Source organism: Sphingorhabdus pulchriflava, from assembly GCF_003367235.1.
Lineage (GTDB): Bacteria > Pseudomonadota > Alphaproteobacteria > Sphingomonadales > Sphingomonadaceae > Sphingorhabdus_B > Sphingorhabdus_B pulchriflava.
Genome location: NZ_QRGP01000002.1, coordinates 186,607 through 210,392, shown reverse-complemented (window position 1 = coordinate 210,392; position 23,786 = coordinate 186,607). Strand labels below are relative to the sequence as shown.

The following is a 23,786-nucleotide window of genomic DNA, read 5'->3' as shown; positions in this document are numbered from 1 at the left end:
ACGAGGAAACAAAGATGAACGATCTTACCAAATTCAGCAATCCGCTCGCCAAGCCGGAAACCTTTGACCAGATCCAGATCGGGATCGCGTCGCCGGAGAAAATCCGCAGCTGGTCTTTTGGCGAAATCAAAAAGCCGGAAACGATCAACTATCGTACCTTCAAGCCCGAACGCGACGGCCTGTTCTGCGCGCGTATTTTCGGCCCCGTAAAGGACTATGAGTGCCTGTGCGGTAAGTATAAGCGCATGAAGTATAAGGGCGTCGTCTGCGAAAAGTGCGGCGTCGAAGTCACCGTAACCAAGGTACGCCGTGAGCGTATGGGCCATATCGAACTGGCTGCGCCGGTTGCGCATATCTGGTTCCTGAAATCGCTGCCGTCGCGCATCGGCCTGCTGCTCGACATGCAGCTGAAGCAGCTCGAGCGCGTGCTCTATTTCGAGCATTATATCGTCACCGAACCCGGCCTGACCGCGCTTGAGAAGTTCCAACTTCTGACCGAGGACGAACTGCTCGCTGCCCAGGACGAATATGGCGAAGACGCCTTCACCGCCGGCATTGGCGCCGAAGCGGTCAAGCAGATGCTGATGGATCTCGACCTTGAACAGGAACGGGTCGATCTGATGGAAGAGCTGGCGACAACCAAGTCGGAGCTGAAGCCCAAGAAGATCATCAAGCGTCTGAAGGTTGTCGAAAGCTTCATCGATTCGGGCAACAAACCCGAATGGATGATCCTCGACGTCATCCCTGTCATTCCGCCCGAACTGCGCCCGCTGGTGCCTTTGGATGGCGGCCGCTTCGCGACCTCGGATCTGAACGATCTCTATCGCCGCGTGATCAACCGTAACAACCGCCTGAAGCGCCTTATCGAGTTGCGTGCGCCGGACATTATCGTCCGCAATGAAAAGCGCATGCTGCAGGAAGCTGTCGACGCATTGTTCGACAATGGTCGCCGCGGCCGCACCATTACCGGCGCCAACAAGCGCCCGCTGAAGTCGCTGTCCGACATGCTCAAGGGCAAACAGGGCCGCTTCCGTCAGAACCTGCTCGGCAAGCGCGTCGACTATTCGGGCCGCTCGGTCATCGTGACCGGTCCGGAACTCAAGCTGCACCAGTGCGGCCTGCCGAAAAAGATGGCGCTCGAACTGTTCAAACCGTTCATCTACTCGCGCCTTGATGCCAAGGGTCTTTCGATGACCCTGAAGCAGGCCAAGAAGTGGGTTGAAAAGGAGCGCAAGGAAGTCTGGGATATCCTCGATGAAGTGATCCGCGAGCATCCGGTTCTGCTGAACCGCGCTCCGACGCTGCACCGTTTGGGTATCCAGGCGTTCGAACCCGTTCTGATCGAAGGCAAGGCAATCCAGCTCCACCCGCTCGTTTGCTCGGCCTTCAACGCCGACTTTGACGGTGACCAGATGGCCGTCCACGTGCCGCTTTCGCTGGAAGCCCAGCTCGAAGCGCGCGTACTGATGATGTCGACCAACAACATCCTCAGCCCCGCCAACGGTAAGCCGATCATCGTTCCTTCGCAGGATATGGTTCTTGGCCTCTATTACCTGTCGATGGATCGCGAAGGCGAGCCCGGCGAAGGCATGATCCTGTCGGACATGGCTGAAGTTCACCAGGCCCTCGAAGTGGGTGCGGTGACCCTGCACTCGAAGATTACGAGCCGCGTTCCGCAGACCGGTGAAGATGGTCAGGAGCGCATGGTGCGTTACGAAACCACACCGGGCCGTATGCTGCTGGGCGAATGCCTGCCCAAGTCACACACCGTGCCGTTTGAAACCGTCAACCGCCTTCTTACCAAGAAGGAAATCGGCGACGTTATCGACCAAGTCTATCGTCACACCGGCCAGAAGGACACCGTCCTGTTCGCCGACGCGATCATGGCGCTCGGTTTCCGCCACGCGTTCAAGGCGGGTATCAGCTTTGGTAAGGACGACATGATCATCCCGCACGAAAAGGATGGTCTGGTTGCCGAAACCAAGGGCATCGTTGCTGACTTTGAGCAACAATATCAGGACGGCCTGATCACCCAGCAGGAAAAGTACAACAAGGTGATCGACGCCTGGTCGGGTTGTGGCGACCGCGTTGCGAATGCGATGATGGAAAAGCTGAAAGCCACGCCCAAGGATGAGAATGGCCGCGAAGCACAGATCAACTCGATCTATATGATGGCCCACTCGGGCGCACGTGGTTCGCCAGCGCAGATGAAGCAGCTGGGTGGGATGCGCGGCCTGATGGCCAAGCCGTCGGGTGAGATCATCGAAACCCCGATCATCTCGAACTTCAAGGAAGGTCTGACCGTTCTTGAATATTTCAACTCGACCCACGGCGCTCGTAAGGGCCTCGCCGATACCGCGCTCAAGACGGCAAACTCGGGTTACCTGACCCGCCGTCTGGTCGACGTGTCTCAGGATTGCACCATCGTCGAAATCGACTGCGGTACCGAACGTGCGCTCGAAATGCGCTCGATCGTCCAGGGTGGTTCGACCATCGCCTCGCTTGGCGAGCGCGTACTTGGCCGTACCACTGCCGAAGACGTTGTCGGTGCAGACGGCAAGGTTGCCATCCCGGCGGGCAGCCTGCTCGACGAAGCGGCCATCACCGTGATCGAGGAAATCGGCTTGCAGGCTCTGAAGATCCGCAGCCCGCTGGTCTGCGAATCAAAGGTCGGCGTTTGCGGCACTTGCTATGGTCGCGATCTGGCCCGCGGTACTCCGGTTAATATCGGTGAAGCTGTTGGCGTTATTGCGGCACAGTCGATCGGTGAACCTGGCACCCAGCTGACCATGCGTACCTTCCACATCGGTGGTGCGGCACAGCTGAACGAAACGTCTAACCTCGACGCTTCGGCTGATGGCGTTGTCCATTATCGCGATCTGCCGACACTGGTCGACAAGCGCGGCCGTCGCCTCGCCATGGCCCGCAGCGGCGAACTGGTGATCAACGACAAGGAAGGTCGCGAACTCGAAACACACCGCCTGCCCTTTGGTGCGACTTTGCAGTTCGCTGAAGGTGATACGGTGAAGGTCGGCGATCGTCTGGCTGAATGGGATCCGTTCACCATGCCGGTCATCACCGAAAAGCAGGGCGTTGTGAAGTTCCAGGATCTGCTCGATGGTAAAACACTTATCGAACAAACCGACGAAGCAACCGGTATCGCTCAGCGCGTCGTTATCGAATATCGTGGGGCGACACGCGCGAAGAAGGAAGATCTTCGTCCGCGCCTCACGCTGCTCGATGATGATAGTGGCGAGGCTGCACGTTATCTGCTCGCAGTCGGCACGATGCTTTCGGTCGAAGACGGCCAGACGGTTGAGGCCGGTGACGTCCTTGCCCGTGTGACCCGTGAATCGGCAAAGACCCGTGACATCACCGGCGGTCTGCCGCGCGTTGCCGAACTTTTCGAAGCGCGCATTCCGAAGGACAATGCTATCATTGCCAAGATTTCGGGTCGCATCGAATTCGTCCGTGATTACAAGGCGAAGCGCAAAATCGCGATTGTGCCCGAGGAAGGGGATCGGATCGAATATCTGATCCCGAAATCCAAGGTGCTCGATGTGCAGGAAGGCGATTTCGTCCGCAAGGGTGACAATCTGATTGCCGGTTCGCCGAACCCGCACGACATCCTCGAAGTCTTGGGCGTCGAAGCGCTGGCTGAATATCTGGTTGCAGAAATCCAGGAAGTCTATCGATTGCAGGGCGTGAAGATCAACGACAAGCACATCGAAGTGATCGTTCGCCAGATGTTGCAGAAGGTTGAAATCACCAATGGTGGCGACACCACATTGCTTCCGGGCGAACAGGTCGACCGCGAAGAAATGGATGCGATCAACGCCAAGCTGCAGCCGGGCCAAGCCTTCGCTGAAGGCACCCCTGTCCTGCTTGGTATAACCAAGGCGTCGCTGCAAACCCGCAGCTTCATCTCGGCAGCATCGTTCCAGGAAACCACCCGCGTGCTCACGCAGGCGGCGGTTGAGGGCAAGAAAGACGTCCTCACCGGCCTGAAGGAAAATGTCATCGTCGGCCGTTTGATCCCCGCAGGTACCGGTTCAGCCATGAACCGCATCCGCGTGGCTGCCTCCAGCCGCGACGCTGCGCTTCGCGCCAGCTATCGCAAGCTTCAGGAAAGCCTGATCGCACCCGAAACCGCTGCTGAAGAGCATGCTGCCGAACTGGCACAGGGCCCGGAAGCTGCGCTCGGCGACGATCCGATCGGCATGATGGAACATACGCCCGAAACCGTTGAGGATTTTGAGGGCGACACCGAGGCATAAGTTCCTCAATGCCAACACACAAAAGCCCGCCGGAAACGATTTCGGCGGGCTTTTTGTTTGGAAGGCTATGCAACAATTGACCTGCGACATTCCGTCAATAGCTATCGTCCGGATTGTACCGATTGAGCGGCATGTTCTTCGCGAAACACCACCAATCCATCAAGGCGTTGCCACCACGCGGCATTTTGAAAGCCATTCCCAAACGCCGCTGACGGGGCCTCACCAATTTTGCGTAATTGGCGCTTATCAAGATATTGGCTGTCGGCTGAACTGTTTTGCAGCGCGCGCATCTCGATCGAGTTTGCCGGAGCCTTTGGTAAAGGACGGCTTTCGCGACCCGATTTTCGGGTTCCGGAAAGCGCGGAGAAGCCCAGCGCGAATGCGCGCTTCCCATAGTCGCGCTTTATGTAGTGGCCCAGATTCGCAACCCCCGAAAAGTTGGCGGCTTCGTCGGCACCATCGGCGATATGCGCCGTAGCCGACCAGATCATGATCTTTGAACTGGGCTTCAAACGTTGCTTGAGCCATTGGAAGTTGGCGTACATCTGTCGATCGCGCGTCGCGATATGGGCGGAGCGATGTGCGGAAAAATCCGATGTCAACGCGACCTCAAAATTGGCAAGCAACATCTGCTTTTCAGCATTTTCAACGCTATCGCCAGAATCAAGCGGCGCCCGCAAGGCTGCGACGCACTCCCTGGTTATAGAACTACGATCAGCCGAAAAGCCTTTGAATATGTGATCCCGCACAAGACGTCTGCAACCATCGGCGACGTCGGGTGGGAGGTTGACGGTCAACTCGGCAACAACGCCGAAGTTGGCGTAATCCTGTCCTAAGCCGCCGATCTGATGATCAACACCCCCCACAAACAGTTTGTGCCGGTTTACCATCTCGGCCATGAAGGGGAGAAGAGGTTGAAATTCCCGATCGAATTTCCAGAGTCCTCCTATGGCGTTGGCGATCTGTTCGCGGGTTACCGGGATGCCGCTTCGCTGTGCCCGGACTATCGGGATGAACTCGGCAAAACTGGCTTCGAAAAACAGCGCGTCATAACCGCATTGCCCCACGAGCCGTTCTATCAATTGAATTTTGAAAGCTTCGGTCTGGCCATCACCATGCGCCGCCTCACCCAACATGGCGATTTCGTTGTCGCACATGTCTCGCACTGCACGCTCAAGCACCTGATCATCTTTTGTCGCGAGCATCGCTTTGTCTTGGGGTTTTCCCACAGCAGCAGAGCCGCAGAAAACCAGCGCCAGCGGGATCAGAGCCGGGACGACAATTCTATGGAGCATGAATTTTGGAGCGCATGTTCAAATCGTGTGGCGCGTCATTTGTGTGGACGCATCAGTCGATGCGGTCTTTCTCAGCAGCAATTTCGGCCTCCAGCGCCTCATAGTGAATGCAGGCTTCGCGGTCGCCATCGGCGCAATCCTCTCGCGCTTTATCGCGTTTGCGGGCCAGCTTGCCGAGCCGCTCCTCCTGCTTGCGCAATTCACGCCCGCGCTTCTCATCGGCTTCGGACTGGCTGGTGGTCATTACATCGGCGGTTTTGGAGACTACCTTGATAGGTGCCGTCACTACCTCCCCCACGACGGATGCGACGCAACCGGGGAGCAGAAAGGCCATAGGAAGAATAAAATAGGGGCGCATGCGAAACCTCCGGGCTTTAGAGCAAATAGCGCACTCATACTGTCCTGTCTCTGAACAATAGACGCTTTGACATTTGAATTTGGACAAAGCGTGTTATCCTCACCCCGCCGCACGACAAGCGGTGTTGGAGGAAGAAATAGATGAGCAATATTCAACGGGGGATCGCCGAATTTATTGGCACATTCTGGTTAGTATTGGGCGGGTGCGGTAGCGCGGTAATCTCGGCTGCCTTTCCCGAGGTCGGAATTGGCCTTTTGGGCGTTTCGCTGGCCTTTGGGCTAACGGTTGTCACCATGGCCTTTGCCATTGGCCATATTTCGGGTTGTCACCTGAACCCGGCGGTCACCTTCGGGCTTTGGGCGGGCGGACGTTTCGACGGCAAAGACATCCCGCTTTATGTGATTGCGCAAACATTGGGCGCGATTGCTGCGGCCTTTACGCTGTTTGTCATCGCGACGGGCAAGGCAGACTACTCACTTGCAGCCAACGGCCTTGCGGCCAATGGCGTGGGTGAAGGCTCGCCCGGCGGCTATGCGATGATGACAGGCTTTTTGGTCGAGCTGCTGCTGACCTTTTTCTTTCTGTTCGTGATTATGGGCGCGACCGATGCCAAGGCTCCTGCGGGTTTTGCCCCGCTCGCCATCGGCCTGATGCTGGCGCTGATCCACCTGATTTCAATCCCGGTGACCAACACCTCGGTGAATCCGGCGCGCAGCACCGGCCCGGCGCTGGTCGTGGGCGGGTTGGCTTTGCAACAGCTCTGGCTGTTCTGGGTCGCGCCAATCCTTGGCGGGCTGCTTGGCGGTTTCGTCTATAAGGAACTGAACAAGACTGCGGCTTGAACGATACTATCCGACGAGGCGCTGTGCCATCGCGCGCACCTCGTCGGCCATGTCGGGCCGGGAAAGCGCCACAGCCAGATTGGCCTCGATATAGCCTGTCTTCGACCCGCAATCGTATCGAGCACCATCGAAGGTCACGGCGTGGAAAGGCTGGTTGCCGATCATCTGCGCCATCGCGTCGGTCAGCTGGATTTCACCGCCCGCGCCCTTACCCTGATGTTCAAGCACTCGCATCACTTCTGGCTGCAGGATATAGCGGCCTGAAATGATAAGGTTCGACGGTGCCGCCTCGATTTTCGGCTTTTCGACGAGGCCTTTGACCTCGGTCAGCTTGCCTTGGGCCAGGCCGGGATCAATAACACCATAGCTCGACACCTGTTCGTGGGGCACTTCAAGCACGCTGAGCAGATTACCGCCCACACGATTATATTCCGCCACCATCTGCGCCATGCAGCCAGGCGAGCCGTGCATGAACTCATCTGGCAGAAAAATCGCAAAGGGTTCGTCGCCCACTATGTCGCGGGCGCACCAAATGGCATGGCCCAGCCCCATCGGCTCCTGCTGGCGCACATAGGCGCAGTTGCCGGGCCCCAAGCGGGTCGGCTCCAGTACGGAAATATCCTTGCCGCGATCGGTCATCGTCCGTTCAAGCTCATAGGCGATGTCGAAATGGTCTTCGATCGCGCTCTTGCCGCGACCGGTGACGAAGATCATCTGCTCGATCCCGGCTTCCCGCGCTTCATCGACCGCATATTGGATCAGTGGGCGATCGACCACCGGCAGCATCTCTTTCGGGATCGCTTTGGTCGCTGGAAGGAAGCGGGTGCCGAGCCCTGCAACAGGGAAAACAGCCTTGCGAATGGGTTTGTGCGTCATGGCCTAAACCATAACAAAACATGGTTAAATGTCTATGACACCAGCTTTTCTGCAAAACCCTTTTTCAACTTCGCGAGCTTGGGCGGGATTACGGCAAGGCAATAGGGATTACGCTGCCCTTCGCCGTCCCAATAATCCTGGTGATAATCCTCTGCCGGATACCATGTCGCAGGCCCTTCGATGGTTGTGACTATGGGCGTTGGCCAATCGGCTTGGGCGCGAACGATAGCTGCCTCGGCCTCGGCGCGTTGCTCGTCATCCAACGGGAAAATTGCCGAGCGGTACTGCGTTCCAATGTCGTTACCCTGCCTATTAAGCTGGGTCGGATCGTGCGTCGCAAAGTGGATATCGAGCAGGTCGGAATAGCCGATTACATCGGCGTCAAAGCCGATGCGGATCGCCTCGGCATGGCCGGTCGTACCACTGCATACCGTCTTGTAATCCGGATCTTCAACGCTTCCGCCGATATAGCCGCTTTCCACCGACTGGACGCCGTCCAGTTGTTTGAACACCGCCTCGGTGCACCAGAAACATCCGCCTGCAAAAATTGCCTCAGCCACTATTCGCTTCCTTTGCCAAACGTGCGGCCTCCTTCTTTTCCTCACGGCCGCGTACCACGAGCAGATACATGGCGGGCGTCACGATACGCGACAAGAGGGTGGAGGAAATAAGTCCGCCGATCAGCACGATCGCAAGTGGGCCATAAAGATTGCCGCCGAACATGGCGAGCGGCAGCAGGCCACCGATTGCGGTAACCGAAGTTAAGAGCACTGGCAGGAAGCGCACTTCACCAGCTTGCTCGATGGCGTCGCGCAGTCCCAGCCCACGCTCGCGCAACTGCGAGGTGAAATCGACGAGCAGGATCGAATTTTTGATCTCGATTCCGATCAAGGCAACGAAACCGATGACGGCGAGGAAGGACAGGTTGTTCCCCGTCACCAGCAGGGCGATCAGACCGCCAAAGGTGCCGAGCGGGATTACCCCCGCGACCACCAGTGCTTCGCGAAACTCGCCAAACTCTGCAACCAATATGCCGAAGATGATGAACAATGCGATGAGGATGACTGGCCCGAAACCGGAAAAAGTATCGTTGATCTTCTCTGCCTCACCACCGACACGAATGGAATATCCGAGCGGAAGCTTGATCTTGTCCAATTCCGCCTTAGCAGCTTGGGTGATTTTCGAAGGCAGCGCACCATCCTGGGTCTGTGCGGTTATTTCTACCGTTCTTTCCAGATTGCGGCGCGTGATCAACGGCGCCACCGCGACCAGCTTCGGATCGGTAATGTCACCCAAGGCGACAGGGGCACCCGCCCGCGTGGCCACATAAATCTGATCCAGTGCCGAAACCGGCTGCGTATTATTCAATGGCAGGCGGACGGTGACGGGATAGCTATCCCCTTCATTGTCACGGAAGCTGCCGGCCCGTTCGCCCGAGAGCGCCAGTCGAATGATGCGCCTTGGCGAACCTGCAGGAATGTCGAGCAAAGCGGCCTTACCCTCGTCAATCTGCATATCAAGATCGAGCCGATCGGTGGCCACAGGATTTACAACATCGCGCGTTCCCGGCACCTTGTGCAGGCTTTCCTGAACCTTTCCGGCCAATTGCTTCAGCACCGCCAAATCAGGACCAACCACGCGAAATTCGACGGGTGCGTTTATAGGTGCACCGTTCTGGAACAGTACTAATCGCACCCGGGCACCGCTGATCTGGTCAAGCTGTTTCCGGATCCGCTCGACCATCGCCATGCTTTCCTGCCCGCGCCATTTGTCCATCACGGCGAGCACTTCTCCAATGGTACTGGTCTCTGCAGTTTCAAAGCTGTTGTAAAAAACCGACGGGTTTTTGCGGCCCACATTTTCGGCGCGAACCTGTATCGAAGGCTCCTTCGCAAGGATTTCCGATACCTTGCGCACAATCCGGCCGGTTTCATCAAGGCTTGAACCTTGCTCTGCCTGCACCGTCACACGGAAATAGGATGAATCGGCGTTGGGAAACAGGCTGAATCCCAGAACGGGTACCAACGCAAATGCTCCCAGCGTAACAGCCAGCGCGCCCCATACGGTTCGCCTCGGATTTTCGAGCCCCTTGTGCAGCACAGGCCGGTAGAAACGGTCAATCTTCTCCATCAGCCAGCGCAGCAACGCATTGCCATGTTCATCACCGTCGCGTTTGAGCAGCCGGCTCGCGAGGAAGGGAATGATTGTGAGCGAGATGACCAGCGACGCCGTTACGGTGAAGATGATCGTACCGATGAAGCTCATCGTGAACTTTCCCGCTCCTTCGGGCAGGAAGAGCATCGGAACGAAAGCAAATACTAGAACGCCGGTGGAGCCCAGCACTGCAAGGCTGATCTCCCTAGTCCCGTCTATAGCGGCCTGCACCCGCTCCTTGCCCATCCGCAAATGGCGCGAGACATTTTCAATCACCACGATCGAATCGTCGACCAGCAGGCCAAGCGACAGGATGAAACCGGCCACCACCAACTGGCTGAGGTTAAAGCCCATGGCATAAACCGCAACCAGTCCCGAGGCGAGCGAGAGCGGGATCGAAACCATGACAATCACCGCAGCCCGCCAGCCCAAGGGCAGCAGCGTGATCAACACCAGCGCAAGCGCGAGCGAGAAATCGCGCGCCAGTTCGGCCAGCCTTTTTGCAATGTCGCGGCTCTGGTCGAATTGCAGCACCACATCAATGTCGGGCGGGAGCACTTTCTTCTGGTTCTCCAGCTCCTCCATTAGCGCGTTGCGCAACTTGGTGGCGTCGGTACCTGCCTTTTGGTTGGCGGTGATCCAGATTGCCCTTTTTCCATTGTGATAGACCCGCGATCGCGTTTCTTCCGCACCCCAGAAGACATCGGCGACATCGCCGACACGCAGGATCGTGCCTTCATTGGATCGAAGTGGCAGGTTGCGAATGGTGTCGAGCGACTTGAACGCCCCACCCGCCTCGACGTTGAAACGCTTGGTGCCGCTGACCACAGCGCCGCTCGAAACATCGGCACCGCCCAGTTTCAGCGCATCTGCAACACTACTGGCGGGCAGGCGCAGTTCTGCAAGCCGTTCGGGTTTGATCGCAACGGTGACCTCCGGCTGCGACAATCCGTGCACTTCGGATTCACGCACCGCCGTATAGCGCGAAAAGGCCTCCGATATGTCGCGACCATATTTTTCCATTCGCCGCCAGCTTGCCGTCTCGCTGACCAGCGCGATCTGCAGCACCGAAGCATTGGTGGTGCGCATCTTTTTGAAATCGAGGCGGGCCAGATCGGCGGGCAGCCTGCTGCGGATTGCAGTCACTTCACGGACGGTATCGTTGAAATAGCGATCCGGATCACCCGACCAGTCAAATTCGGCACGGATGACGGCGCTGCTGTCATTGCTGGTCGAAACGATCTCTTTGACGTCTTCCAGCCCCTGCATCAGCTCCTCAATGGGCTTGGCGACCGTTTGCTCCATCTCCTCGGCATCGGCACCGGGCTGGACTGCGGTGATGACGACAACGGGCAGCGGGAAGTGCGGATCAACAGCGCGCGGGATAGAGGTAAAGGCCGAATAGCCGAGCGCGATCAGCAGGCTGAACAGGACCAGCGTCAATTGCCAGCGACGAATGGCAAATTCTGTCACGTTCATCCGCGCGCAGCCCGACCCGCTATGTGCCGCATATCAACCGGGAGCCCGCGTCATGCGCACTTTGGCGCCGGTGCGCAATTTCTCTGCCCCGGATGTCACCAGCAAGTCGCCCTGCGTCAGCCCGCCGGTGATGATAACGAAACCGTCGGTCACCCGTTCGATGGCGACATTGCGGGTTTCGACCCGTTCGGTCTTGGCATCGACAATGTACACCAGCCCTTCATTGGCACGCATGCCAAAGATCGCACTCGCCGGAATTTGCAGCGCACCATCATCAGCAGCGGGTAATTTGATGTTCGCGGTCCCGATTTGTCCCGATTTTAGCTGCGCCGAAGATGGCAGGCTGAATTGAACGGTAAACGCACCCGTCGCCTGATTGGCGCGTCCATCAATCTCGCTGATCGTCGCGCTTATGGGCGCAGACCCCAAAGCGGGGAGGCTAATTTCTGCAGCCATGCCGATACGCAGTTTCGATGCGCTGCGATCAATGACAGGCGCGCGGAAAACGAAACCGTCATCGCCTTCGCCCAGGATCAGCGCGGGTGTCCCGGCTGCAACAACCTGTCCCGGCTGGACGTTGCGCATCAGCACGACACCATTGGACGGGGCAAAAAGCTGGGCCGTACCGCGCGCGAACCCGGCCTGGGCAACGCGGGCCCCGGCAGCTTTGGCTGCGGCTTCGGCTGCTTCAAAGCGTGATTTGGTGACCCAGCCTTCAGCATATAGTTGCTTGATGCGTTCGAACTCGGCCTGCGCCCGGCCGCGTTCGGCCTCGGCAACATTAAGGTCAGCCCCGACGCTGGTGGTATCGAGCGCAGCGAGCAAAGCGCCACGCTTCACATAATCGCCTTCCTCAAACCGGACGGTTGCGACCTTTCCCGGCGTAGTAAAACCTAGCGGTGTTTCGCGGCGATAGCGCACCGTCCCAACGGCGCTGATCGTTTGCAGCATGTTGCTCGGCTGCACGGTCAAAACCTGAACAGGGAAGATCTCTTCGCTTATTTCGGTTTTAGCAGCTTCCTTCTCGCCGCAGCCAAACAGCAGCGGCGGTAATAAAAGCGCAGCGATAGCAAGGCGATGTGCGCGACCGGCCACGTTCCCTCCCATTATATCCTTGGTTCCACTTGGTAGGATAATCGAAGCCTCAAGGGAACAGTCGATTGCATTTCGCAATGGAAATTATTGCTTCGCCCGATGCGCCGCCAGCAAGGGCGGATCGCGACGACCTTCAACGGTGGGTAACAACGCCATCTGATCCATCTCCGCGCGCAACATTGCGACCCGCGACTGCCAGCGATAATGGGTTGGCGCGCTGAAAATGCCGAGGCCCGTGGCCTTGCCATAGCGTTCCCAAAAGGTGATCGCCGCTTCTGGATCATAGCCCGCATTGGCCATCAGCCAGACCGACAGCCGGTCGGCTTCCGCTTCGGTGGCTTTAATGACTTTGGTTTTGCCGCTTTTGGTTACCTCGATAAGTGGGCGATGATCGAGCAAATTATGCGCCATTTCATGCGCGACGACCGCTGCCAGTTCATCGTCATCCGACACATATTCCATCAGTCCGCTGGTCACGCGCACGCGTACGCCATCGGCACCTGCGTCGCGTTTCGGGCGGACATCGACCCAGAAATCGGAGGCGCAGATTGTCGGCGGATCAAGGGCGACATCGCGACGGCCGTTTGCGGTGTCGATCTGAAAGGCGATGGGCCGTCCTTCCGAAAGGCGGGTCACAAACTCTTCGCGCAGCCCATCAATTCGCTCCGACGAGGGACCAGATTTTGCCGGCCTGAGATCGTACCAGACCACACTTCCGTCAGCGCCGAATAACCCGTCCCCTGCTGCGAGACCTGCCTGTTCCGCAGGCCCATCTGCAACCAGCGCGGCAATGCTTATGGGCTGGCGGAAAGTGAAAGCGCGGCGGGCGAGGCCAAGGTCAGGATATTGGCGCTCGTCGTGCAGCACCCAGCCGAGGTTGCGCCATTTGTTACGGCAGAAGTCTGCGCTGCCTTTGGCCAGAAGATAGCCGATGGTCGCAAGCCGCAAATCCTTGGCGATCAGGTCTTGATAGGCGACTATGACCGGATCCTTGGGTACTTCCTTTTGTGTGGCCACCAGCGCACCGGTGAAAGCCATAGCGGCTAGGACAGCGGCAATCAGTTTCACGCTGCTGCCCTGCGCAGCCGGTCATTGATGGCAACCCCGATACCGTCATCAGGGATCGGCGCGATAGCTATCGAGGCGCGATCGCTTGCATCCGCGATATGCAAGGCATCAAACAACCGCGCAGCGGCTTCGGCAAGGTCGCCTTCGGCTGACAGATTATCGTCTCCGGTCGTGTCACCAAATCCGATATGCCATTCGCCCGGTGCCGGCTTTGTAACATTGAGACGGACCGGTTTCGAAGGGGCATAATGGCTCGCCAATTGGCCGGGGGCCTCGATTTTTGCTTCGGTGACCGGCAAGGGCGGTTCTCCGAGAAGCTCGGAAATTTCGGCCATGGTGACTGGCCCGGGGCGCAACAATTGCCAGCCATTTTCCCGCACCGCGACGATGGTCGATTCAAGACCTGCGCTGCACGAACCGGCATCGAGAACCAGCGGCATGGCATCGCCAAAGCTTCGCGCGACATGCTCTGCTCGCGTCGGGCTGATCCCGCCGCTGCGATTGGCCGAAGGTGCTGCAAGGAATAGCCTGCTCTGTTTAAGGACAGCCTGCATCACCGGATGGGCCGGACAACGCAGCGCAATCGTCGGCAAACCCGCCGTCACCGCTTTCGCCACCGGTGCATCGGGTTGCAAAGGCAACACCAAAGTCAGCGGTCCTGGCCAAAAACGAAAAGCGAGCAACGCCGCCCGCTCGTCAAATTGTGCCAGCCGCTCGGCGGCGGCATGATCGGGCACATGGACGATTAGCGGATTAAAATCTGGTCGCCCCTTAGTGCGATAGATATTGGCAACGGCCGCTGCATTGGAAGCGTCTGCCGCCAGCCCATAGACAGTCTCGGTGGGAATCGCGACGACATCACCCGCCTGCAACGCTGCCGCCGCTTCGGAAATGGCAGCGGCGTCGGCCTTTATTATCCGGCCATGTCCTAGGGGATTTGAGCCCGTCATCATCCCGCGCTATAGGCGGCACGACTCCCGAAAAACAGGCAAAAATGATGACCTTCACCGCACCCGTTACCGAACAGCTTTTCGTCCTTAAGCACATCACTGGTATCGATGAGCTTTCGGCGCATCCACGCTTTGCCGATGCCAGCCCCGATATGGTCGAGGCGATTGTCGGTGGCATCGGCGAATTTGCCGCTGCGGAATTCTATCCGTTGCGTCGCATAGGGGACACGGTCGGCGCTCGGTTGATCGACGGGCAAGTGGTCATGCCCGAAGGCTTTGTCGACGCCTATAAGGCCTATGTCGCCAATGGCTGGGGTTCTATCAACGCGCCATCCGACTTTGGCGGGCAAGGCCTGCCGTTCAGTCTTGCGACCGTCGCGCTCGATTCGCTCGGCGCCGCCAACATGGCCTTTGCGCTGTGCCCGATACTTTCGGTCGGTTCGATCGAGGCAATCAACCATCATGGTTCAGACGCGCAAAAGGCGATGTTCCTGCCGAAATTGTCGACCGGCGAATGGACCGGCACAATGAACCTGACCGAGCCACAGGCGGGCTCCGACGTCGGCGCGCTCAAATCCACGGCGACCCCCCGCGGCGACGGAACCTACCAGATCAAAGGGCAAAAGATTTACATCAGCTTTGGCGATCACGACATGGCGGGCAACATCGTCCACCTCGTCCTGGCCCGCACTCCCGATGCTCCGGCTGGAACCAAGGGAATCTCGCTATTCCTGGTCCCCAAATATCGTGTGAATGAAGGCGGCTCACTGGGCGAGCGCAACGACATCAAAGTCGTGTCGATCGAGCATAAGATGGGCATCAATGCTTCGCCCACCTGCGTTCTCGCCTTTGGTGATGAAGGCGACTGCATTGGCGAACTGATCGGGCCGGAATTTGGCGGAATGCGTGCGATGTTCACGATGATGAACAATGCACGCCTCAATGTCGGACTTGAAGGCGTGCAGATTGCCGAAGCCGCGACGCAAAAGGCGGTCGCCTTTGCCCGTGACCGCGTCCAGTCGGTCCGCGCAGGCGGAACCAGTCGCGATTCGGTTGCGATTGTCGAGCATCCTGACGTCCGCCGCATGCTGATGCGGATGAAGGCGGGCACGCAGGCGATCCGCGCCTTGCTCTATTGCGCCTCCGGCTTTGTCGACCGCGCGGCCCTCGGCATCGACGGCGCGCAGGAAATGGTCGATCTGCTCACCCCGCTTGCCAAAACCTATGGCACCGATATGGGCAGCGAAATCGCTTCGCTCGGCATTCAGGTCCATGGTGGCATGGGCTTTATCGAGGAAACTGGCGCTGCGCAGCTCTATCGCGACATCCGCATCGCCGCGATTTACGAAGGCACCAATGGCATTCAGGCCGCCGACCTTGTCGGGCGCAAGCTGGGCATGCGCGGCGGCGATGCCGTGCGCGAGCATTTGGCGCGCATCGGGCAGGTCGCGGGCGAACATGCCGGGCTCAAGGCACTTGCCGGTGCCTGCACCGAAGTCACCGAATGGATGATCGGCAGTGCGTCGACTGATGACAAGCTGGCGGGCAGCTATCCCTTCACCACCATGATGGCAGTCGCAACCTGCGGCGCGCTGATGGCGAAGCAATTGCGCGTGGCCGAAGCTGAAGGTGGCAATACGCCCTTCCTGAAAGCCAAGATCGCTGCGTGCCGCTATTATCTGGATGTGATGGTGCCGGAAGCCCTGTCGCTGAAGGGTAGCGCGATGGCGGGGGCAGAACTGCTTTATGCACTGGATGCGGATGGGTTGGCGATTTGAGCGAAGACCTGCTCCGCCGCATTGCCGAAGCACTCGAACGGCTTTCTCCTCCGAACGCTGAGCCGGCGGACCTTGCCGCCCACGCCGCCTATCATTGGGATGGTCAAACACTGGACACCGTCACGACTTTCGCACCGCTCCCCGAAAGTCTGATCGTCGGGGTCGAACGGCAAAAGGAAGCGGTTATCGAAAACACTCGCCGCCATGCGGAGGGACATGCCGCGCATGATGTGCTGCTCTGGGGCGCGCGGGGAATGGGGAAATCGGCTTTGGTCAAGTCGGTGACGGGGGCATTGCAGGGACAGAGTCTGCCGCTCGCATTGGTTGAAACCACAGCGGACCAGCTGGCAACGCTACCAAAATTGTTCGCGCTGCTTGGCACCTCTGAGCGCCGCTTCATCCTGTTCATCGACGATATGGCTTTTGAGGGCGACGATAGCGGCCCTCGCCGGTTGCGCTCGTTGCTCGAGGGTGGGTCGGAAGCGCGGCCCGCCAATGTCCGGCTCTATGTCACCTCGAACCGGCGCAATATTGTCGAGCGGCGGCAGGATGAAGAAGACGCAGCCGTCAACGCTCGCGATGTCGCCGATGACAGGCTTGCGCTCGCCGACCGTTTCGGCCTCAAGCTGGGCTTTCAATATCCCGACCAGCCTGCATTCCTTGAAATGGTCGCCGCTTATGCTGCGCATTTCGGGCTGGAATGGGAAGAAGCAGATGCCCTCGCTTTTGCCCACCAACGCGGCGGCCGTTCAGGCCGCGTCGCATGGCATTATGCAGTGGAACTTGCCGGAAGGTCTGGGCGGAGCCTTCAGAGCGCCTTTTCGTAAATCCGGTACACTTTGTTGACTTTACCGCCCACGGCTTCGCCGACCGAAACCATCGGACCGTTTGATGAAAGCACCCAACCAAAATCGCCGCGCGTCGCGCCGAATTTGGTTACGGCGTCGCGCCGGATATATTCGATGAGCATGAAAGCGAGCTGGCTCGCGGTGCGCGTACCCTGAAGTTTTTTGACCACGCCCATGAGCGGAACACGCATCGTCGTCACCTGAGGCTTGCCGACATTGAGCCACCAGAGCAGCTTTGCCCAGTTAAACGGCCAAAGCGATCCACCATATTTAACCAGCTGCTCGTTCAGATCGGGAATGGTCATCATGAAGGCCACCGGCTCGCCATCGATTTCGGCGATGCGGATCAGGTCTTCAAAGACGATCGGCTTCAGCTTCTTCCCCGCATAGGCGACCTCTGCCGGCGTGAACGGGACGAACCCCCAATTGTCGCTCCAGGCGTCATTTAGAATGGACAGGATCAGCGCCGCCTCTTCGTCGAACTTGCTCTTGTTCACGCGGCGGATTTGGATCTTCCCGCTTTTTTCGCCCATCGCGACAATGCGGTTGGTCAGTTCGGGCAGGCCCTGGTCAATCGCCAGCGCAAAGGTGAAAAGATCTTCGACCTTCTGATGCCCCGCCGCCTCGATCCATTCCTGATAGGCCATGCTGTTAAAGCCCATCATCACGGTTGGCGGGTGGTCATGACCTTCGATCAACAGCCCGGGCTCATCCCACATGGCAAAGCTGACCGGACCGATCATCTTGGTCATGCCTTTTGCCCGCAGCCATTTCTCCGCTTCGACCAGCAAGGCGTTACCGATTTCGGCACTTTCCGCCTCGTAAAATCCCCAGAAGCCGGTGCCGGGGCCCATGCCCTGCTCAATGGGCTGCTTGAATGCGAGATGGTCGATATGCGCGGAAATCCGTCCAACAACCTGGCCGGCGCGGCGCGCAAGGAAAAGCTGTGCCTCGGCATGTTCAAACCATGGGTTTTTGGACGGTGTGAGAAGGCCGTGAACCTCGTCCTTCAACGGCGGAACCCAGTTGGGATCATGGGCGTAAAGCCGGAAGGGCAGATCGACAAACTCCGCCAGCGCTTTCTTTCCGCTTACCGGCGTAACGCGCACTTCGCCTGCCTGCATCTGTCCCGTCCCTTTGCAACAATGATTGCTGCGCTTTATGCCGCCACCCCTGTCAGGGCAAGCCGGTTAGAGCCGAAGCTTGGCCGCCGCTTTGCCCAATCCTTGCTTGTCCTCGGGCAGCAACCCTAGCCGCAATGTCAGCCAGAGGCTCGGCCAGAACAGAAGGAACAGCGAAATCGCCCGCACCCGTTGCCCGAACGGCGCGAGCAGTTCGCCCACGCCCCAGAGCAGTGCGATACAACCCGCAGCTGCAACTGCGGCGCGCAGGAAACCGTGGCCGAAAGGAGCTACGCGATCAGCCCAATAGAGTTCGATTATGGCGAGCAACGCCGTCAACACTACGGCTGCGGAAACGGCGATTGCCATCCCGGTCGCGCCCATATCTGGTACCAGCCAGATGCCCAGCGCCAGCCAGATCGCCAGCCCCGCGAGGCTGTTGAGCAGCGGCAATCCCCTATGCCCGATCATTTCGATGATCGGTGTGGCCGGACCCAACGCCGCCTCTGCCGCGCGCGCAGCTAGGAGGATGATCAGTACCATCAACGCCTCCCCGGCACCTGGCGCAAAAGCGGTCAACAGATCGGCTGCAATCAGGATCAGCAACCCGGCGAGCGGCACTGCCAACAATAGCGAAAGATGCGTCGAGAAACTATAGAGCGGCGCGATCTCCTTGCGATCCACCGCCGCCTGCGCCGACGCCAGTGGCGCCAGCACATAAAGGAAGGATTGCCGGACGATCAGCGGGATTGAAGCTATCTTGCGCGCGATGCCGAATAGCCCCGCCGCAGTGGCCCCACCTGACCCCGGAATCATCGCATTGAGCAGGATCGGTGGCAGGTCATTATAGGCACGGCGCGCGAGTGCCGGAGGGAGCATGGCAAGTCCGGTCGCAAGTGACTCTTTGCGCAAGCCGCTTGGCAAGGGCGCCTTCAGCAACAGCGCAGGGTCAAAATAGCGGGCGAGCAATTTCCAGCTCAACCATGCCGTCAATGCCAAGGAGGCGAGATGGCCGAATAGCAGACCTTCAAATCCCGTCCCGGCGAAAAAGAAACCGGCGGCAAATATCAGACGGGCCACCTGCTCCCAAAATATTCGCAGCCGGATTTCCGGCCCGAAGGCGCGCATGGCGCGTGCAGCAGCCGTTGCGGTTTCGACGAAAATCCAGAGTGGCAGGCTCCACGCGAAAATGGCGATAGCCTGTGGCAGCTTGGCCGCATCGCCGGGCGCACTCGCGACCCAGCCAGCGAGCATTGGTGCCGAAAGCGAGATTGCAATGGCCGCCACAATGCCAAGTCCGGTGCTCACCACCAGCGCAAAGCGCACTGCGCCATGCTGCTCCTCACGATTTGCGATCGCGGGGACAATCCGTTGCAATGCCTGCCCCAAAGCAAGGTCGAGAAGATTTGCAAGGATGTTCACTGCCGCCCACAGCACCACATAGATGCCATAGCCGGTCAGCCCGAACATCCATGTGTAAGCAGGTTGAGAGACAACCTCGATCAGCGCGCCAAGCCGCGCAACGGCAGCCAGCCCCGCCCCTCTGGCGACGTCGGTGCGGTCAACGGTCTGCGCCTGTGCCTCGACCAGCGCCTCTTCCTGCGGCCCGCTCATTATTAGGTTTCGGTACCAGCCCACGCCCCCACCCGACCTCCCAAACAGTGTATGCTATGGGAGGTCGGGTGGGGGCGTGGGCTGGTGCCGCCAAACTTCAAATAACGCCCGCTCATTATTCCTCGGTTCGGACGAGCACCGTCTCACCAATCAGGAGGAACAAAAGGAAAGGCGCCCAAGCCGCGATAAAGGGCGGATAGGCGCCCAGATTGCCCATCGCCAAGGCAAAATTGTCCGCCACAAAATAGGCAAAGCCCAACGCCATCCCGATCACGGCCCTAAGGAAAAGTGCCCCCGACCGGGCAAGACCGAAGGCGGCCACAGCCCCTAGCAGAGGCATCAGCAACGCCGACAAAGGCCCTGAAATCTTGTGCCACAAAATGCCTTCGAGCGTGTCGGTACGCCGACCTGCACCTTTTAGATCAACTATTGCGTCCTGAAGGGCGAAAAAGCCCAGAGCGTCGCCATCAACCTTTTTCCGGTTGAACCGTTCAGGGTCTATACCCCGGCCGAGAACCAGCTCAGGCACGCGTTCCTGACGTGCCGCGGTCACGTCGAAAATGCGGACCTTGGCCAGTTTCCACGCACCACCGACATAGGCTGCACTTTCGGCACGGATAACTTTTTTCAAACTGCCTTCAACACGTTGGTACACACGGACATCGGCCAAGCGCGTTGCTGCTCCCGTCCCTGTTACCGACCGCGCCTGAACAAGATCACGACCCTCGCGGACCCAGACATTGGTCCGGATTCCATCATCGATCGGCACTTCTCCATATTCGACGTCTTGCCAGACTTTAAGCTTCGCGGTCGAGGGAGCGACAACGGTTTCGTTGAAAGCAAAAGAAATGGCGGCGACCGCAAGGCTGGTTGCGATCATGGGGGCCAATATCTGGTGTGCCGACAGTCCGGCCGCCTTCATCGCAACAACTTCGCTGTTCTGGCTCAATGTTGCGAAAGTGATGAGCGTAGCCAACAGCACCGAAAAGGGCAGGAATCGGGCAATAATCTGAGGAGCCCGCATGCCTACATAGCGCCACAAATCAGCTTCGCTGTTACCCGCGACCGAGAGGATCTTGCCACTTTCGCCCAACAGATCAAGAGTCTGTAACACCAGCACCAGCATGAGAAGAACCGCCAGGGTCCGCACTAGAAACAGCTTGGCCATGTAAATGCCGATTTGCCGCGATGGGAAGAAATCGAGCCGCATCGGTGATTATCCTTCCTGCGGCAGGAGCCGCGAATTTTTGCGGCCGAAGCTGAAGAGTTTTTTGATCGCCTTGCCTGCCTTGGCGGCAAAAACCTCCAAAGCCCCGATCGGTTGCCCGCCCGGGACATGGGCTATTACATGGTACATCCAGATAATCAGGCCGGCGAACAGCAGGAACGGTACCCACAAGGCCAGCGTTGGCGGCACTTGGCCCATGCCTCCCAGTGATTCGGCATATTCGTTGATCTTGTGATAAGTCACCACCATCACAATCGATAGGAACACGCCCAAGGCCGATGTTGAGCGTTTGGGAGGAATCGCGAGGGCGACTGCCAGCAACGGCAGCAACAGCATCATCGCAACTTCGACCAACCGGAAATGGAAGTTCGACCAGGCCTGATTGCGGATTCGCTTGGGCAACGCCGCGTCCGATCCAACTTTGATGAGTTCGTTGAATGTATATTCTCGGTCTTTGCCGCCACGCCCGCGAAACTGCTCAATCTGCGGCAAATCTATCGGCACGTCATGGCTGGAAAAGCTGAGCACGCGTGCATTTCGGTAATTAGGAGCGTCGTGCACCAGCGTCCCATTGGTCAATCGCAAGATGATTGTGTCTGGGTCATCGGTACGTAGGAACTGACCCTTGGCTGCCGTTACGGCAATCGACTGGCCCTTTTTATTCTCGGCAAAGACAAAGAGCCCGGACAGGTCATTACCCTGATTCCGGCTTTCTTCGATCCTCATGGTCAAATTGTCGCCCAGATTATTGAATTCTCCCACCTTGATCGAAGCCCCCAAAGCACCTGACCGCAGGTCAAAACGAAGCTCTTCGTATAAATAGCGCGATGTCGGCTGCACCCAGCCGACGATTGCAAAATTCACCAGCGCCAGAGCAATCGCATAGAGGTAGGGGACCCGCAGCAACCGCCAATAACTTTGCCCGACTGCGCGAAAAATATCGATTTCTGAAGAGGTTGCGAGACCTCTAAAGGCAAGCAATATCCCCAAAAGCAGGCCAATCGGAATGCCGAGCGACATATATTCGGGGATCAAATTGGCGAGCATCCGCCAGACGACGCTGACCGGCCCACCCTCGGCAGCTACAAAATCGAATAGACGCAGCATCTTGTCGAGCAGCAACAACATCGCCGCGATCACAAGCGTTGCAATCAGCGGCGTAGCGACAAGCCGTGCTATATAACGGTCGGTGGCAGTCAGAAATTTCAACTTATGGTCGCCCTGTCACCCTATTTTGGCCGCAAATGACACCGATATACGGGATCAGGATCAGGAGCAATATCGTTGGCCACGCTTTGGCTAACCTAATGTTCTATGGAGTGTATTTGCAATGGCACGATTCATTGCCGCTATTGTCACCGCCGCCGCACTCGCTGTAACGAGTTCGGCATCAGCTGGCAGCGTCATATCCAATGATATGAGCCGCTGCACTGGAAGCAATGGCCCCGCCATCAAGGTGGTGGTCAGCGGAATCAAAAATTCGTCGGGTCGTATGCGCGTTCAAAGCTATCCCGCCACCCAATCGGCGTGGCTAGCAAAAGGGCGTTGGCTCAACCGCGTCGAAACCAGCGCACGTGCAGGAAATATGACCTTCTGCGTGCCCGTGGCTTCGGTTGGCAACTATGCCATCGCTGTGCGGCACGACGCCAATGCCAATGGTAAAACCGATATCTCGCAGGATGGCGGCGGATTTTCCAATAATCCGTCGATAAATGTCCTCAATCTCGGCAAGCCATCGGTGAGCAAAGTCAGTTTCTATGTCGGCAGCGGGGTCACCACGATCTCGGTGAAGATGAAGTATATGTGAGGGTTTGACGCAATTTGGCTCTAGTCGCGCTCCTTTCCAATCCACACTCGACCGGCAACAAATCGCTGTTGCCGCAAGTGCGGAGCTATTGCGCGGACAATCCTGATGTCTTTCACTATGAAGTGGAGGAAATCGGCCAGATTGCGCGCGCATTGGAAATGATCGCGCGTGTCAAACCCAAAGTGCTCGTCATCAACGGCGGCGACGGAACCGTCCAAGCCGCCTTGACCGAAATCTACCATGGCGGTCATTTCGAAGGTGTTCCGCCACCGGTCGCGGTATTGCCCAATGGCAAGACCAACCTTATTGCGCTCGATCTGGGTGCCGACGGTGCCCCGCTCGAGGCGCTGGCCCAGATCGTTCAGGTCGCGAAAGGCGATCTCTCGGCGCATATTGTAGTGCGCGAACTGATTGCGCTTAGTGACGGCAACGAATCCTCGCGACCGGTGCTCGGAATGTTTCTGGGTGGTGCCGGGCTGGCCGAAACCATATTATACTGCCGCAACAAGATTTACCCGCTGGGCCTGCCCAACGGCATCAGCCATTTCCTGACCGCGATGGCCGTCCTTTTTTCAGCCATATTCGGTGTGAAGGCAGATTTCCTTCCGCAGAAGTCGCGCCCGGTGCGTGTATCCTTCATTCGCGGCGGGGAATTGCAGGGCAGTTTCTCGGTGCTGATTGTCACCACGCTCGAAAAACTGTTGCTTGGCGGACAAGCCGGACCATCTGGCAAGACCGGATTCATGAAACTGCTCGCGGTCGACAACCGACCACCTGCCATGTTCCGCATGATCGCTGCGTCGTTGCGGGGCAAGCTGGGCCAGCGGCAACTCGACGGCGTACATTTTGAACAGGGCGATGTTATCCGCATCGACGGAGAGAATAGCAGCGTCATTCTCGATGGTGAGGTTTTCGAGGCCAACAACGAGCGCCCGATTTTCCTGCGCTCAACTGCACCGGTCCCCTTCCTCAAGCTCGCAGCTTGAAGCGTTCGCA

Annotated in this window: 18 protein-coding genes; 6 read left to right on the top strand and 12 right to left on the bottom strand. The window is 58.3% G+C overall.

The features are described 5' to 3' along the window. Positions 1–14 precede the first annotated feature (14 nt). The gene (gene rpoC, locus DXH95_RS11705; protein WP_115549719.1) at positions 15–4,277 is read left to right on the top strand and encodes a DNA-directed RNA polymerase subunit beta'; all 4,263 of its coding nucleotides are present in this window, start codon (positions 15–17) and stop codon (positions 4,275–4,277) included. A gap of 101 nt (positions 4,278–4,378) precedes the next feature. On the opposite strand, the gene DXH95_RS11700 is transcribed toward rpoC, so the two are convergent. Both DXH95_RS11700 and DXH95_RS11695 read right to left on the bottom strand, forming a co-directional pair. Next, a complete protein-coding gene (locus DXH95_RS11700; protein WP_115549718.1) occupies positions 4,379–5,572 on the bottom strand; it encodes an erythromycin esterase family protein in 1,194 nt (397 codons plus the stop codon). Between the two features lie 52 nt (positions 5,573–5,624). Further along, the gene (locus DXH95_RS11695) at positions 5,625–5,930 is read right to left on the bottom strand and encodes a hypothetical protein (RefSeq protein ID WP_115549717.1); all 306 of its coding nucleotides are present in this window, start codon (positions 5,928–5,930) and stop codon (positions 5,625–5,627) included. A 140-nt stretch (positions 5,931–6,070) separates the two neighbouring features. Between DXH95_RS11695 and aqpZ the strand changes: the two genes are divergently transcribed. Beyond that, complete coding sequence (gene aqpZ, locus DXH95_RS11690; RefSeq protein ID WP_115549716.1) at positions 6,071–6,772, top strand: aquaporin Z; 702 nt, start codon at positions 6,071–6,073, stop codon at positions 6,770–6,772. A gap of 6 nt (positions 6,773–6,778) precedes the next feature. Here aqpZ and galU read toward each other — a convergent pair whose 3' ends face one another. From galU to DXH95_RS11660, 6 genes are all read right to left on the bottom strand, one after another. Beyond that, positions 6,779–7,648, bottom strand: coding sequence for a UTP--glucose-1-phosphate uridylyltransferase GalU (galU, locus tag DXH95_RS11685; protein WP_115549715.1), 870 nt, complete (start codon positions 7,646–7,648; stop codon positions 6,779–6,781). A 32-nt stretch (positions 7,649–7,680) separates the two neighbouring features. Next, complete coding sequence (gene msrA, locus DXH95_RS11680; RefSeq protein ID WP_115549714.1) at positions 7,681–8,208, bottom strand: peptide-methionine (S)-S-oxide reductase MsrA; 528 nt, start codon at positions 8,206–8,208, stop codon at positions 7,681–7,683. Then, positions 8,201–11,281, bottom strand: a complete 3,081-nt coding sequence (locus DXH95_RS11675; protein ID WP_115549713.1) for an efflux RND transporter permease subunit — start codon at positions 11,279–11,281, stop codon at positions 8,201–8,203. The genes msrA and DXH95_RS11675 overlap by 8 nt, the downstream gene beginning before the upstream one ends. A gap of 33 nt (positions 11,282–11,314) precedes the next feature. Beyond that, a complete protein-coding gene (locus tag DXH95_RS11670) occupies positions 11,315–12,376 on the bottom strand; it encodes an efflux RND transporter periplasmic adaptor subunit (protein ID WP_181883662.1) in 1,062 nt (353 codons plus the stop codon). 84 nt (positions 12,377–12,460) lie between these two features. After that, positions 12,461–13,444 carry a M48 family metalloprotease gene (locus tag DXH95_RS11665; RefSeq protein WP_147291732.1) on the bottom strand — a complete coding sequence of 328 codons (984 nt, stop codon included), beginning with the start codon at positions 13,442–13,444 and terminating at the stop codon, positions 12,461–12,463. Beyond that, positions 13,441–14,397 (bottom strand): L-threonylcarbamoyladenylate synthase, encoded by a 957-nt coding sequence (locus tag DXH95_RS11660; RefSeq protein WP_220272292.1) that lies wholly within the window; start codon positions 14,395–14,397, stop codon positions 13,441–13,443. Before DXH95_RS11660 ends, DXH95_RS11665 begins: the two co-directional genes overlap by 4 nt. Before the next feature lie 44 nt (positions 14,398–14,441). On the opposite strand from DXH95_RS11660, the gene DXH95_RS11655 reads away from it, so the two are divergent. Both DXH95_RS11655 and DXH95_RS11650 read left to right on the top strand, forming a co-directional pair. After that, the gene (locus tag DXH95_RS11655; protein WP_181883692.1) at positions 14,442–16,172 is read left to right on the top strand and encodes an acyl-CoA dehydrogenase; all 1,731 of its coding nucleotides are present in this window, start codon (positions 14,442–14,444) and stop codon (positions 16,170–16,172) included. After that, a complete protein-coding gene (locus DXH95_RS11650) occupies positions 16,169–16,999 on the top strand; it encodes an ATP-binding protein (protein WP_115549709.1) in 831 nt (276 codons plus the stop codon). The genes DXH95_RS11655 and DXH95_RS11650 overlap by 4 nt, the downstream gene beginning before the upstream one ends. On the opposite strand, the gene DXH95_RS11645 is transcribed toward DXH95_RS11650, so the two are convergent. The 4 genes from DXH95_RS11645 to lptF all read right to left on the bottom strand — a co-directional run bounded on the left by DXH95_RS11645 (position 16,981) and on the right by lptF (position 22,192). After that, entirely contained in the window at positions 16,981–18,144 is a 1,164-nt protein-coding gene (locus DXH95_RS11645) for an N-acetyltransferase (RefSeq protein ID WP_115549708.1), read from the bottom strand. The genes DXH95_RS11650 and DXH95_RS11645 overlap by 19 nt on opposite strands. A 66-nt stretch (positions 18,145–18,210) precedes the next feature. After that, positions 18,211–19,755: a lipopolysaccharide biosynthesis protein gene (locus tag DXH95_RS11640; protein WP_115549707.1), complete on the bottom strand. Its 1,545-nt coding sequence runs from the start codon at positions 19,753–19,755 to the stop codon at positions 18,211–18,213. Between the two features lie 115 nt (positions 19,756–19,870). Continuing rightward, a complete protein-coding gene (gene lptG / locus DXH95_RS11635) occupies positions 19,871–20,965 on the bottom strand; it encodes an LPS export ABC transporter permease LptG (RefSeq protein WP_115549706.1) in 1,095 nt (364 codons plus the stop codon). Positions 20,966–20,971: 6 nt separating this feature from the next. Further along, on the bottom strand, positions 20,972–22,192 hold the full coding sequence (gene lptF, locus DXH95_RS11630; protein WP_115549705.1) for an LPS export ABC transporter permease LptF: 1,221 nt from the start codon (positions 22,190–22,192) through the stop codon (positions 20,972–20,974). A gap of 121 nt (positions 22,193–22,313) precedes the next feature. Here lptF and DXH95_RS11625 point away from each other — a divergent pair, with 121 nt between their 5' ends. Both DXH95_RS11625 and DXH95_RS11620 read left to right on the top strand, forming a co-directional pair. Further along, complete coding sequence (locus DXH95_RS11625) at positions 22,314–22,790, top strand: DUF2141 domain-containing protein (protein ID WP_115549704.1); 477 nt, start codon at positions 22,314–22,316, stop codon at positions 22,788–22,790. A gap of 14 nt (positions 22,791–22,804) precedes the next feature. After that, positions 22,805–23,776, top strand: coding sequence for a diacylglycerol/lipid kinase family protein (locus DXH95_RS11620; protein ID WP_115549703.1), 972 nt, complete (start codon positions 22,805–22,807; stop codon positions 23,774–23,776). Positions 23,777–23,786 lie beyond the last annotated feature (10 nt).

Excerpts from the sequence above, each read along its gene's own strand:
- rpoC (WP_115549719.1), top strand. The coding sequence starts at position 15 with ATGAACGATCTTACCAAATTCAGCAATCCGCTCGCCAAGCCGGAAACC.
- DXH95_RS11700 (WP_115549718.1), bottom strand. The coding sequence starts at position 5,572 with ATGCTCCATAGAATTGTCGTCCCGGCTCTGATCCCGCTGGCGCTGGTT.
- DXH95_RS11695 (WP_115549717.1), bottom strand. The coding sequence starts at position 5,930 with ATGCGCCCCTATTTTATTCTTCCTATGGCCTTTCTGCTCCCCGGTTGC.
- aqpZ (WP_115549716.1), top strand. The coding sequence starts at position 6,071 with ATGAGCAATATTCAACGGGGGATCGCCGAATTTATTGGCACATTCTGG.
- galU (WP_115549715.1), bottom strand. The coding sequence starts at position 7,648 with ATGACGCACAAACCCATTCGCAAGGCTGTTTTCCCTGTTGCAGGGCTC.
- DXH95_RS11675 (WP_115549713.1), bottom strand. The coding sequence starts at position 11,281 with ATGAACGTGACAGAATTTGCCATTCGTCGCTGGCAATTGACGCTGGTC.
- DXH95_RS11660 (WP_220272292.1), bottom strand. The coding sequence starts at position 14,397 with ATGATGACGGGCTCAAATCCCCTAGGACATGGCCGGATAATAAAGGCC.
- DXH95_RS11655 (WP_181883692.1), top strand. The coding sequence starts at position 14,442 with ATGACCTTCACCGCACCCGTTACCGAACAGCTTTTCGTCCTTAAGCAC.
- DXH95_RS11645 (WP_115549708.1), bottom strand. The coding sequence starts at position 18,144 with ATGCAGGCAGGCGAAGTGCGCGTTACGCCGGTAAGCGGAAAGAAAGCG.
- DXH95_RS11640 (WP_115549707.1), bottom strand. The coding sequence starts at position 19,755 with ATGAGCGGGCCGCAGGAAGAGGCGCTGGTCGAGGCACAGGCGCAGACC.
- lptG (WP_115549706.1), bottom strand. The coding sequence starts at position 20,965 with ATGCGGCTCGATTTCTTCCCATCGCGGCAAATCGGCATTTACATGGCC.
- DXH95_RS11625 (WP_115549704.1), top strand. The coding sequence starts at position 22,314 with ATGGCACGATTCATTGCCGCTATTGTCACCGCCGCCGCACTCGCTGTA.